Here is an 11,901-nt window from a genome sequence, read left to right on the forward strand (position 1 = left end):
ACCTCGCCCAAGGGCACTTCCTTCCCCTCCTCGTCCACCACCTTGGCCTCCACGCTGGGGAGGGGCATGCCGATGGAGCCCTTTTTCACCACCCCTTCCACGGGGTTGGAGTGGGTCACGGGGCTCGCCTCGGAGAGGCCGTAGCCCTCAATGAGCCTGGCCCCCGTGATCTCCTCAAAGCGCTTGGCCACCTCCACGGGCAAGGGGGCCGCCCCCGAGAGGCAGATGCGGATGCTCTTGACGTTGCGCTTCTCAATCCCGGGGAAGTTGTTGAAGGCCACGTACAGGGTGGGCACCCCGGGGAAGTGGGTGACCCCGTGCTTCTCAATGGCCTCCACCACGGCGTGGATCTCCGGGCGGGGGAGGAGGACGATCTTGTAGCCGGAGAAGAGGCCGTAGTTCATGGCCACGGTCATGCCGTACACGTGGAAGAAGGGCAGGGCCCCAAGCATCACCCCCTTGCCCAAAAGCTCCCTGGAGGTGGGGTCCCAGGCGTCAATCTGCAGGACGTTGGCCACCAGGTTGCGGTGGGTGAGCATGGCTCCCTTGGAGATCCCCGTGGTGCCCCCCGTGTACTGGAGGAGGGCCAGGTCCTCGGGATCGGCCGGGTGGGGCGTGGCGGGGGGGCGCTTCAGGAGCTCGTTGAAGGCGAAGAAGCCTTCCCGCTTGGGGAAGCCTAGGGGAAGCTTGTCCCTTTTGGCCTTCAGGGGGTAGAGGAGGTTCTTGGGGAAGGGGAGGAAGTCCTTAATCCCCGTGACCACCACCCGCTTTACGGGCGTTTCCTTCTCCACTTCCAGGAAGCGGGGCAGGAGGTGGTCCAGGATGACCAGGGTTTCCGCCCCGGCGTCGGCGAGCTGGTGCCTAAGCTCCCTGGGGGTGTAGAGGGGGTTCACGTTCACCCCCACGCCCCCCGCCAAGAGGGTGCCGAAGAAGGCCAGGACGAACTGGGGCGTGTTGGGGAGCATGATGGCGACCCGCTCCCCTGGCTTCACCCCTAGGTCCTGTAGCCCCCGGGCAAAGCGGCGGGCCAGGTCCCAGGTTTCCCCGTAGGTCAGGGTTTTCCCCAAGAACTCCAGGGCCACGTTCTTGGGAAAGCGCTGGGCGCTTTCCTCCAAAAGGCGCCAAAGGGGGATGGGGGGGACCTCTACCTCCGCGGGGACGCCTGGGTCGTAATGGGCCAGCCAAGGCTTGGTGCGGACTTCGGACATGCTACCCTCCTTTGCCCCCCAGGTTACCAAGCACTTTATACCGCGTTCAAGACCATGGGCTGGTGTAGCATGGATGGCGGAGGTTTCCTATGCGCTTCCGTGACCGCCGGCACGCCGGAGCCCTTTTGGCCGAGGCCTTACAACCCCTAGGCCTGGAGCGTCCCGTGGTCTTGGGGATACCCCGGGGCGGGGTGGTGGTGGCGGAAGAGGTGGCCCGGCGTCTGGGGGGTGAGCTGGACGTGGTCTTGGTGCGCAAGGTGGGGGCGCCCGGCAACCCCGAGTTCGCCCTGGGAGCGGTGGGGGAGAAGGGGGAGCTCATCCTGCGCCCCTACGCCCTCCAGTATGCGGACCCGAGCTACCTGGAAAGGGAAGCGGCCCGGCAGAAGGACGTGATCCGCAAGCGGATGGAGCGCTACCGCAAGGTGCGTCCCAAGGTCCCCTTGACGGGGCGGGACGTGGTCCTGGTGGACGATGGCATCGCCACCGGTTCCAGCATGGAAGCGGCCCTTTCCGTGGTTTTGGCGGAAAGCCCCAGGCGCGTGGTGGTGGCGGTGCCCGTGGCGAGCCCGGAAGCGGTGGAAAAGCTAAAGGAGCGGGCGGAGGTGGTGGCCCTTTCCACGCCTCCCGACTTCGCTGCCGTGGGGGCCTACTACCTGGACTTCAGCGAGGTCACGGACGAGGACGTGGAGGCCCTTCTGCTACAATGGGCGGCATGAAGCCCGTGGTCAAGCAGGCGGCGAGCGTGGAGGCCCGCCCCGTGGAGCGGGGGGAGAAGGCCTTCATCCAGGTGCTCATAGGCCCCGAGGACGGGGCCCCTCACTTCATCACCCGCAAGTTCACCCTCCTCCCCGGGGGACGTATCCCCAAGCACAAGCACCCCACCATTGAGCACGAGCAGTACGTGCTTTCCGGGCGGATGAAGGTCTTTTTGGGGGAGGAGGTGCGGGAGGTTTCCGCCGGCCAGGCGGTCTACATTCCCCCGGACACCCCCCACGCCTACGTGAACGAGGGGGATGAGCCCGTGGAGTTCCTCTGCGTCATCCCCAAGACGAGCGCCTACGCCACGGAGTGGCTGGAGTAGCTTTAGGCCCGCACCTCCTGCCGCTGGAAGGCCACGTAGGCCAGGGTGAAGAGGAGGATCACCAGGGCGAAAAGCCCGGTGAGCTGGGGCCAGACGAGGAGGAGGCTTTGCCCTAAGGGCAGGGGGGTGCCGAGCACCGCCCCCTCCAGCTGGGTGATGAGGATGGGCCCCAGGGAGCGCACCGCCGGGTTCAGGACGGCGGTGAGGGTTTCGGCGTAGAGGGTGTTGGGGGAAAGCCGGGAGATCCAGAGGGCCAGGTTGGCCTGCCTTAGCTGGCTTTCCGGGTCAAAGGGGTCGGCTTGGAGGAGGAGGGCGTTGGCTGCCAGGTCGGTGAGGATGGGGAAGAAGACGGCGAAGAAGAGCCAGACCCCGATGGCGGCCAAGGCGGCGGTGGCGGGCTGGCGGAAAAGCACCGAGAAGAGAAGGCCTAGGGCGAGCCAGACCCCAGCGTAGGCCAGGGTAGCCAGGAGGAAGAAGAAGGCCCGGGCCATCTCCTCGGCCTCCGGGGGCACGCCCAGGGTGAAGAGCCCAAGGCCCACCACCAGGAGGAAGAGGGCCAGGAGGAGGACCGCCAGGGTGCCGAGCCCCGCCAAGAACTTGCCGAAGAGGAGGGCGTCCCGGTAGATGGGCTGGGAGAGGATGCGGGAGAGGGTGCCCCGGGCGTACTCCCCGTTCACGGCGTCAAAGGCCAAGGCGATGGCGGCCAACGGGACGAAGAAGGAAAGGAAGCCCACGAAGGAGGGCAAGGGGTCCTGGGCCGTGGTGAGGAGCTTGAGGTAGAGGTAGGGGTCTTCCCCCACGGTCTGGCGCAGGGTCTGGGTGCCCGTGTACAGGGCGGCCAGGGCGGAGAGGAGGATGAGGGCCTCGAGGATCCGCATCCTGAGCCCCGAGAGGTGGTCGGCCATCTCCTTGAAGAAGACGGCCCAAAGCCCGGTCCAAGGGGAACCTTCACGCCGCATGGGCCACCTCCTTAAAGTAGTGGGCGTAGACCTCGTCCAGGCTCGGCTTGCGCAAGGCGAGGCCGTAGAGGCTACCCCGCTCCACGGCGATGCGGGCGAGTTCGGGCCTGAGGTCCCGGGTGGCGAGGATGCGGTAGCGCCCTTCCCCCGCCTCCACCTTGGCCACCCCGTCCAAGGCGGCGAAGGCCTCGGCGAGGCCCGGGCCCGCCTCCACCAGGATCTCGTACCCGCCCCCGAGGACCCGTTGGGCGAGCTCCTCCACCGTGCCCAAGAGGGCGAGCCGCCCCTTGTGGAAAAGCCCCACCCGGTCGCAGATCTCCTGCACCTGGTGCAGGAGGTGGCTGGAAAGGAGGACGGTGATGCCCTCCTGCTTGAGGCCCTTGATGAGCGCCAAGAACTCCCGGGCGGCCTCGGGGTCCAGTCCCAGGGTGGGCTCGTCCAGGATGGCCACCTTGGGCTTTTTGAGGAGAACCTCCGCCAGGCCGAGGCGCTGGCGCATCCCCCGGCTGAAGGCGGCGACCCGCCGGTCCCTTACCTCCCAAAGCCCCATGCGCTTTAGGACCTCCTCAATCCGGGCCTTGGCCTCGGCCTCGGAAAGGCCGAGGAGCCTTGTGGTGTAGCGCAGGTTCTCCCAGGCGGTGAGTTCTCCGTAGAAGCCCACCTGGTCCGGGAGGTAGCCCACTTTGGCCTTCACCTTCAGGGGTTCCCGCATGGGGTCAAGGCCCAGGACCCGGGCTTCGCCTGCGGTGGGCTCGGTGAGGCCCAGGAGCATGAGGATGGTGGTGGTCTTGCCCGAGCCGTTGGGGCCTAAGAGGCCGAAGACCTCCCCCTCCGCCACCTCCAGGTTCAGGTCCTCCACGGCCACCACCCGGCCGTAGCGCTTGGTGAGGCCGCGGGTTTGGATGATCGCCATGCTACCTCCGGCCGAAGCGGTTCACGGCGAAGCCCAGGACCAGAAGGGCCACGGCCATGATGCCCACCCCCACCAGGCCCCAGAGGCTGGAGCGGACCACGGTGGCCCGGTAGTCCAGGCTTTCGGACACCCCCTCGTCCCCCGAGAGGGAAAGGGTCACCATGTAGTCCCCCGTGACCGCCTTGGGAGAAGGCTTGATGCGGGCGGTCACCTCCTGTTCCTGGCCGGGGTCCAGGGCTTCCAGCTTCTCGGGCTCAAACTTCACCTCCCAGCCCGAGGGTTCCATGGCGCTGAAGGAGAGGTTCTTGGCGGGGGCGCTTCCCTCGTTCTTCACCAAGAGCTTCACGGCGTTTTCCCGGCCCGCCACCACCTGCCCGGAAAGCCGCCCTTCCTTGGTGGTGAAGCGCACCTCGGGCCGCCCCGTGACCTCCAGGGTAAGGGCGAGCTCCGCCTTGGCCTCCCCCGCCACCGCCCGTAGGGTGAGGCCGTAGGTGTCCGCCTTGGTGTCCCTAGGCAGGGAGACCTCCACGTCCAGGTCCTTGCTCTCCCCGGCCTTGAGGGGCAGGCTCGTCACCTGCTGGCTGGAGAAGGCAGGGGTGAAGGTGACCTGGAAGCCCTTGGGGGCCTCGTACTCTAAGGAGACCAAAAGGTCCCGGTCGGACTCGTTCTTGAGGGTGACCCGGTAGCGGAAAGAGCTGGTGGGGGGGCCCTTGAGCACGGGAAGTTCGGCCTCGAGGCTAAGCCGTTGCGGCAGGCCCTGGCCCACCACCAAGGCGATGGGGAGGCTCGCCGCCTGCCCTAGGCCTTCCGCCCTCACCAGGAAGCGGTAGGTGCCCGGCCTTACCTCCCTGGGAGGCTGGAGCCTGAGGGTAAGGGTGGTTTCCCCGTCCGTGGGCAGGTACACCGCCCGCACTAGCCGCCCGCCCCCGATCAGGCTCGCCTGCCAGCCCTGGGGGACCTCCGCCAGGGCGAGGCGCACCACCCCAGGCGGAAGCCCGTAGTTCTTCAGGGTCAGGGTCAGGTTGACGCTTTCTCCCGGCTGCACCCCCATCTCGGGGTAGGGGGTGCCCAAGGAGAGGCCCCGGAAGCCCTGCGCCAGGGTGAAGCCCAAGAGGAGCACCACCAGGGGAAGGAGCTTACGCACCATACCTAAGCCTCCTCTATCAAGGCTAGGCAGAAAACATGAGTGCAAAATGAAAACCCCGGGCGTGCCCGGGGAAGGGGGGTGGGTCCGTCAGCTGACCCGGGCCTCCAGGTACTCCCGTTCGCCCAGGACGATCTTCCGGGCCAGCTCGGGGTCTTTAGGGAACTCCTTGCCCCGGTGGATCATGTAGGTTTCGTAGCGCCCGATTTCAAAGACCTCGGCCAACTTCTTCAGGGCCTTGGCCATGTCAAAGGCCTTGCAGGAGAAGATGTCAATGGAGAGGAAGCGCTTCTTGGGGAAGGTATGGATGGCGATGTGGCTTTCGGCGATGATCACCACCCCCGTCACCCCGTCCTCCCCGTTCGGGCCGTAGCTGTAGACGAAGGGGGGGAGGACCTTGGTCATCTCCATCTCCTGGGGGAGCTCGTCCAGGACACGGCGCACCAGCTCAGCGTCCTGGAGCTTTGCGGGGTTGGCGTCGTACCCGTCCACCATGAGATGCGGACCGAATCCGAAGAGTTCCACCCTGACCACCTCCTTCCCGTGCCCCCCGGGGTATCCCCCGCGGCACGCCCCCCATTATGCCCCCCCCTCCCCCCCCTGTCAATACCTCGTTCCCGGGCGGGAAAAGCCCGCCTTGCCCCCGGGAAAGCCCCCTTCCTGGGGCGGTGGGGGTAGCCAAGGAAGGAAGCTTCGTTTGGGCCAAGCCTCTTATACGGGAATGGGGTATCTGGCGGCGGGAAGGTGGCCTGCCCGACGCAAGGCCCTTGGGGGAAAGGTGTATGATAACTCCGGCAAGGAGGTGCCATGTACAGGGGAAGAGAAGGGCAGTGGGCGTTTTACCTGCACCGGATCTCGGGCCTGGGCATCCTGGTCTTCCTCATGCTCCACGTGGCCAACATTGCCAGCGCCATGTGGGGGCCGGAGGTGTCCAACGCCCTCATGAAGTTCTACCACCAGCCCGTGTTCCAGGTGGGGCTATTGCTCCTCATCGCCGGGGTGCTCTACCACGGGTTTAACGGGCTTAGGATCATCCTTATGGACTTCACCGCCTGGGGGGTGCGGTACCAGAGGCAGCTTTGGTACGCCGTCTGGGTGCTTTTTGTCCTCTTCTACCTGCCCTTCTTGGTGAAGATTGGCGGGGGCATCCTGGGAGGGGGCCATGGCGATTAAGTCCAAGCGCTACCAAGAGGCGCGGCTCGAGGCCAGCACCAACCTGGAGCTTTACTGGTGGGTTTTCATGCGCATCTCCGGGGTGGTCCTCGTCTTCCTCCTCATCGGCCACATGTGGATGAACGCCATCCTCACCGACCTCAACAAGATTGACTACACCTACGTGGCCAAGAGACTTTCCCAGACCACCTGGAAGATCTACGACTGGCTCATCCTGGCCCTGGCCCTCCTGCACGGGGGCAATGGGCTTCGCTACGTTCTGGACGACTGGATCCGCCATCCCGCCAAACGCTTCTGGACCAAGGTGGTGCTCTACGGCCTCATCGCCTTCCTCTTCTTCCTGGGGAGCCTGAGCCTTTTTAACCACGACTTTGGGGTGAACTAGTATGGCGCACAGGCACGAGGTCATCGTGGTGGGTGCGGGCGGGGCGGGCCTCGCCACCGCCCTTTATGCGGCTAGGGAAGGCGCCGACGTGGCGGTGGTCAGCAAGCTCTACCCCACCCGGAGCCACACCGGGGCGGCCCAAGGGGGGATAGGGGCGGCCCTGGGCAACGTGGAGGAGGACCACTGGGAATGGCACATGTTTGACACGGTCAAGGGGGGGGACTACCTCACCGACCAGGACGCCGCCGAGGTCTTCGCCAAGGAGGTCATTGAGGCGGTGATTGAGCTAGAGCACATGGGCCTTCCCTTTGACCGCCTCCCCAACGGCAAGATCGCCCAGCGCCGTTTCGGCGGGCACACCAAGGACTGGGGCAAGGCCCCCGTGCACCGGGCGGCCCACGCCGCCGACCGCACGGGGCACATGATCCTCCAGACCCTCTACCAGCAGTGCGTCAAGCACAACATCACCTTCTACAACGAGTTCCACGTCACCGACGTGATCCTCGAGGACGGGGTAGCCAAGGGCCTGGTGGCCTTGGAACTGGCCACGGGGGAGCTTCACCTTTTCCAGGCCAAGGCCATCGTCATCGCCTCCGGGGGGTTTGGCCGCATCTACAAGGTGACCTCCAACGCCTACACCCTCACGGGGGACCTGCAGGCCATCCTCTACCGCAAGGGCTTGCCCCTGGAGGACATGGAGTTTTACCAGTTCCACCCCACGGGGCTTTACCCCTTGGGCATCCTCCTCACGGAGGGGGCCCGGGGCGAGGGGGGCATTTTGCGCAACGGCCTAGGCGAGCGCTTTATGGAGCGTTACGCTCCCACCATCAAGGACCTGGCCCCCCGGGACGTGGTGGCCCGGGCCATGTACCTGGAGGTGCGGGAGGGGCGCGGGGCAGGCCCCAAGAAGGACCACGTCCTCCTGGACCTCACCCACCTGCCCCCGGAGGTCATTGAGAAGAAGCTCCCCGACATCACCGAGTTCAGCCGCATCTACCTGGGGGTGGACCCCTTGAAGGAGCCGGTGCCGGTGATGCCCACGGCCCACTACGCCATGGGGGGGATTCCCACCACCCTGTGGGGCCAGGTGATCCAAGACGAGAAGAACACCGTGGTCCCAGGCCTCTACGCCGCCGGGGAGGCGGCCTGTGTGAGCCTCCACGGGGCGAACCGCCTGGGCACCAACTCCTTGGGGGACCTGGTGGTCTTTGGGCGCCGGGCCGGGATCCACGCCGCCCGCTTCGCCAAGGACGCCGATTACCACGAGCTCACCGAGGAGCACCTGGGTCCAAGCCGGGAGCGCATTGAAAGGATCAAGAACTCCACGGGCAAGGAGAAGGTGGCGGTGTTGCGGGCCGAGCTCCAACAGTCCATGATGGACCACGCCTCCGTCTTCCGCACCGGGGAGCTTTTGCAAAAGCAGGTGGAGATCCTCAAGGAGCTCATGGACCGCTACAAGCGAATCTCCATTGACGACAAGGGGGACGCCTACAACACGGAGCTGGTGGAGGCGTTGGAGCTCGGGTACCTCCTCGAGGTCTCCGAGGCCCTGGTTCACTCCGCCCTGAACCGCACGGAGTCCCGCGGGGCCCACGCCCGGGAGGACTACCCCGAGCGGGACGACCAGAACTGGCTCAAGCACACCCTGGCCTACAAGGTGGCGGATGGCAAGGTGGCCTTCCGCTACAAACCCGTGGTCCTGGGCCGCTTTGAGCCCAAGGCCCGCACCTACTAGGAGGCGCCCATGCAGGTCACCCTGAAGATCCTCCGCTTTGACCCCGCCAAGGACCAAAGGCCCCACTGGCAGACCTACCAGGTGGAGGCCGAGCCCACGGACCGGGTCTTGGACCTCCTGCACAAGGTCAAGTGGGAGCAGGACGGCACCCTGGCCTTCCGCCGGAGTTGCGGCCACGGCATCTGCGGCTCCGACGCCATGCTCATCAACGGCAGAAACCGCCTGGCCTGCAAGACCCTGGTGAAGGACCTGGGCAAGGTCATCACCGTGGAGCCCATCCGGGGCCTGCCGGTGGAGAAGGACCTCATCGTGGACATGGAGCCCTTCTTCGCCGCCTACCGGGCGGTGAAGCCCTTCCTCATCAACGAGGAGCCCCCGCCCCAGCGGGAGCGCCTCCAGTCCCCCGAGGAAAGGGAGCGCTTTGACCACGGTACCAAGTGCATCCTCTGCGCCAGCTGCACCACCAGCTGTCCCGTCTTCTGGGTGAACGGCACCTACTTGGGCCCGGCGGCCATCGTCCAGGCCCACCGCTTCATCTTTGACTCCCGTGACCGGGGGAAGAGGGAGCGCTTCAAGGCCCTGGGCTCGGGGAGCGGGGTGTGGCGTTGCCGCACCGCCTACAACTGCACCGAGGCCTGCCCCCGGGAGATCCCCGTGACCCAGCTCATTGAGGAGGTGAAGCGGGAGATCCTCTTTGACCGTTTCTAGGAAAGTGGCTCGGTAAGCCCGAGGGGAAGAAAACCCCTCGGGCTTACCATTAAACTGCTCCCATGGAGATTCGCGACCTCAAACGCCTGGCCCGCTACAGCCAGGAGAAGATGGCGAAGATCCCGGTGTTTGACTCGCCCTACATGTTCTACGACCTCTACGCCCTCCTCCCCGGCCAAGCCCAGAAGGTGCACGCCCACGAGGGGGCGGACAAGGTCTACTACGTGTTGGAGGGGGAGGTGGTGGTGCAGGTGGGGGAGGAGGAGGCCCTTCTGGCCCCCGGGATGGCCGCCTTGGCCGAGGCGGGGAAGCCCCACGGGGTGCGGAACGCCTCGGCAAGCCCAGCCCTCCTCCTGGTGGTCATGGCCCCTAAGCCCTAGGCCTTCACGCCCCTTTCAAACCCTTGGGCTAGGCTAAGGGAAATGCTACAGGAGCGCCCCCCCGCGGACCTGGCCTTCTTGGCCGAGGTCCTGCGCCGCTACCCGGTGCGGGTGGTCTTCCGAGGGGAGGTGTTGCCTGAGCCCCCGGTGCGGGGGGAGAAGCTTTGGGAGGAAGGGGACCTCGCCCTTTACTGGGAAGGAAAGCCGCCTTCCCGCGAGGTCCAGGAGGCCTTGCGCCTCCTCCTTCGGGCCTTTCGGGAGCTCCTTGAGCTCCGGGAAAGGGAGCTTGCCCTCCTAAAAGCCCAAGGGGAAACGGGGAGGCTTCTTGGCCTTCTCCTCCACGAGATCAAGAACCCCTTGATGAGCGTCCTGGGGGCCCTGGAGCTTCTCCGGGAAACCGAGGGTTTGCCGGAAGAGGCCCTGGAGCTTTTGGAGATCGCTGAGCGCTCAGCAAGGCGCATCCGGGAGCTTTTGCAACGGGCCCAGGAGTACCTGAGCCTAGGCCAGGGGGTGCGGCTTAAGTCCGAGCGGGTGGACCTGAAGGCCCTCCTCCTGCAGGCGGTGGAGGAGGTGCGGCCCCTGGCCCGCAGAAAGGGGCTAGCCATCCGCCTTTCCCTTCCCCGGCGGGAGGCTTGGGTCTATGGGGACCGGGACTGGCTTTACCAGGCGGTTCTCAACGTCCTTAACAACGCCGTGAAGTACACCCCGGAAGGGGGGCGGGTTTCCGTGCGGCTCCTCGCTGGCCCGGACCGCTACGGGATCGCCATCGGCGACACCGGGCCCGGCATACCCAAGGAGGAGGCGGAGAAGGTTTTTGAGCCTTTCTACCGGGCTTCCACCCGGGGGGAGGCGGAGGGGACGGGGCTGGGCCTGGCCTTGGTGAAGCGGGTCCTCGAGGCCCACGGGGGGGAGGTGCGCCTGAAAAGCCGCTTGGGGAAGGGAAGCACCTTCCTGCTCCTCCTTCCCCGGCCCCGGCCCGGGCAGCGGGCCCCCGTGGGGAGGCTCCTTCTCCTCATGCTGGCCCTCATCGCCTTGGCCCGGCTTCCCATCTACCCTGCCCCCCTGGGCTCCCGGGCCTTCGGAGAGGTGCCGGCAGGGGAGGTGGTGCGGCTAAGGGGGTTAGAACTCGCCTTTAGCCCCGATGCCCAGGGGGAAGCCCGGCGTTGGCGGAGCCTTTGGGGCGGGGGGGAGAGGCTAAGGGTGGCCTTGGAAAGGGGTGGGGTGGAGGCGGTGCGGGAGGGGAACATAGGCCTCGCCTTTTCCACCCCCGAGGGGGAGGTAAGGCCCACGGGCACCCACCTGCGCCTTTCCCGGGAGGAGCGGGGTAGGGTTTCCCTCTACCGGGGCCGGCTTGCCCTGGGCCAGGAGGCCCTGCCCGCCGGGGAGGGGGCCCTCTTGGGCACGGGGGTGCGCAGGAAGCTCCTTCCCGCCCCCTTGGTGCGGCCGGTGCCGGGGGAGGGGGGCGAGGTGGTCTTCCGCCTCCTGGGCCCGGAAGGGGCGAAGGGCTTTCTCGTGGAGGTGCGAAGCGGGGAAAGGGTGGTCCTCTCCGCCCGGGCGGAAGGGGGGCTTTTCCGCTACCTGCCCCAGGCGGACCGCTTAAGCCAGGTGCGGGCCTTCGCCCTGGACGAGGTGGGGCTTTTGGGCTACCCCTCGGACCCTGTGCCTTTCCGCGAGCGGTATAGCTTCTACCAAGGGAAAAGCCGCCTGCCCCGCGACCCCACGGGGGCCGAGGCCTTTTTGCGCAGGGCGGTGGCCGCTTTCCCCGACGACGCCGAGGCCCTTGGGGAGCTCGCCTTCGCCCTCTACCTCCAGGGCCGCCACGCTGAGGCCAAGCCCCTTTACGAGAGGGCTTTGGCCCTCTTGGATAGCCCCGACATCCGCGTGCGGTACGGGCGGCTCCTTTACCACATGGGCCGCTACGCCGAGGCGGAGGAGAGCTACCGCAAGGTGCTGGCCTTGGACCCGGGCAACCTGGACGCCCGCTGGGGCCTCGCTGAGGTGGTCTTGGCCCTGGGGCGGCCTCGGGAGGCGGAGCTTTTGGCCCGGCAGGTGCTTTCCCTAAAGCCCGACTACCCCTTGGCCCGCTTCACCCTGGCCAAGGCCCTTCTGGAGGCGGGCAAGCGGGAGGAGGCCCGGCGCCTCCTCGAGGAGGAGCTTCGCCGCAACCCCGACCCCGAGGTGCGGGCCCTTTTGGAGCGTCTAGCCGGGGAATAGA

13 protein-coding genes are annotated in these 11,901 nt (G+C 66.7%); 8 read left to right on the top strand and 5 right to left on the bottom strand.

What is annotated here, in order from left to right; translation table 11 throughout:
• On the bottom strand, nt 1-1,208 hold a 1,208-nt coding region (locus L0C60_RS09605; RefSeq protein WP_243092701.1), incomplete at its 3' end, for an AMP-binding protein.
• Between the two features lie 89 nt (nt 1,209-1,297).
• Between L0C60_RS09605 and L0C60_RS09610 the strand changes: the two genes are divergently transcribed.
• Nucleotides 1,298-1,924: a phosphoribosyltransferase gene (locus L0C60_RS09610; RefSeq protein ID WP_234505400.1), complete on the top strand. Its 627-nt coding sequence runs from the start codon at nt 1,298-1,300 to the stop codon at nt 1,922-1,924.
• The gene (locus tag L0C60_RS09615) at nt 1,912-2,289 is read left to right on the top strand and encodes a cupin domain-containing protein (protein WP_234505403.1); all 378 of its coding nucleotides are present in this window, start codon (nt 1,912-1,914) and stop codon (nt 2,287-2,289) included. The genes L0C60_RS09610 and L0C60_RS09615 overlap by 13 nt, the downstream gene beginning before the upstream one ends.
• 2 nt (nt 2,290-2,291) lie before the next feature.
• Here the strand turns inward: L0C60_RS09615 and L0C60_RS09620 are convergent, their stop codons facing one another.
• The 4 genes from L0C60_RS09620 to speD form a co-directional block, all read right to left on the bottom strand.
• Nucleotides 2,292-3,248, bottom strand: a complete 957-nt coding sequence (locus tag L0C60_RS09620) for an ABC transporter permease (protein ID WP_234505406.1) — start codon at nt 3,246-3,248, stop codon at nt 2,292-2,294.
• Nucleotides 3,238-4,161: an ABC transporter ATP-binding protein gene (locus L0C60_RS09625; protein WP_234505409.1), complete on the bottom strand. Its 924-nt coding sequence runs from the start codon at nt 4,159-4,161 to the stop codon at nt 3,238-3,240. Before L0C60_RS09625 ends, L0C60_RS09620 begins: the two co-directional genes overlap by 11 nt.
• Nucleotide 4,162: 1 nt before the next feature.
• Nucleotides 4,163-5,308: an NEW3 domain-containing protein gene (locus tag L0C60_RS09630; RefSeq protein WP_234505412.1), complete on the bottom strand. Its 1,146-nt coding sequence runs from the start codon at nt 5,306-5,308 to the stop codon at nt 4,163-4,165.
• 87 nt (nt 5,309-5,395) lie between these two features.
• Nucleotides 5,396-5,830 carry an adenosylmethionine decarboxylase gene (gene speD / locus L0C60_RS09635; RefSeq protein WP_234505414.1) on the bottom strand — a complete coding sequence of 145 codons (435 nt, stop codon included), beginning with the start codon at nt 5,828-5,830 and terminating at the stop codon, nt 5,396-5,398.
• A 282-nt stretch (nt 5,831-6,112) separates the two neighbouring features.
• Here speD and sdhC point away from each other — a divergent pair, with 282 nt between their 5' ends.
• The 6 genes from sdhC (at nt 6,113) to L0C60_RS09665 (ending at nt 11,900) form a co-directional block, all read left to right on the top strand.
• Nucleotides 6,113-6,478 carry a succinate dehydrogenase, cytochrome b556 subunit gene (gene sdhC / locus L0C60_RS09640; protein WP_234505416.1) on the top strand — a complete coding sequence of 122 codons (366 nt, stop codon included), beginning with the start codon at nt 6,113-6,115 and terminating at the stop codon, nt 6,476-6,478.
• Nucleotides 6,468-6,863 carry a succinate dehydrogenase hydrophobic membrane anchor subunit gene (locus L0C60_RS09645; protein ID WP_234505418.1) on the top strand — a complete coding sequence of 132 codons (396 nt, stop codon included), beginning with the start codon at nt 6,468-6,470 and terminating at the stop codon, nt 6,861-6,863. The genes sdhC and L0C60_RS09645 overlap by 11 nt, the downstream gene beginning before the upstream one ends.
• Before the next feature lies 1 nt (nt 6,864).
• Entirely contained in the window at nt 6,865-8,598 is a 1,734-nt protein-coding gene (gene sdhA / locus L0C60_RS09650; protein WP_234505421.1) for a succinate dehydrogenase flavoprotein subunit, read from the top strand.
• A gap of 9 nt (nt 8,599-8,607) precedes the next feature.
• Nucleotides 8,608-9,306: a succinate dehydrogenase iron-sulfur subunit gene (locus L0C60_RS09655; protein WP_234505423.1), complete on the top strand. Its 699-nt coding sequence runs from the start codon at nt 8,608-8,610 to the stop codon at nt 9,304-9,306.
• Between the two features lie 62 nt (nt 9,307-9,368).
• Nucleotides 9,369-9,686 (top strand): cupin domain-containing protein, encoded by a 318-nt coding sequence (locus L0C60_RS09660; protein ID WP_234505424.1) that lies wholly within the window; start codon nt 9,369-9,371, stop codon nt 9,684-9,686.
• 42 nt (nt 9,687-9,728) lie between these two features.
• Nucleotides 9,729-11,900, top strand: a complete 2,172-nt coding sequence (locus L0C60_RS09665; protein WP_234505427.1) for a sensor histidine kinase — start codon at nt 9,729-9,731, stop codon at nt 11,898-11,900.
• Nucleotide 11,901 lies beyond the last annotated feature (1 nt).

It is taken from the genome of Thermus hydrothermalis, assembly GCF_022760925.1.
Taxonomy (GTDB): domain Bacteria; phylum Deinococcota; class Deinococci; order Deinococcales; family Thermaceae; genus Thermus; species Thermus hydrothermalis.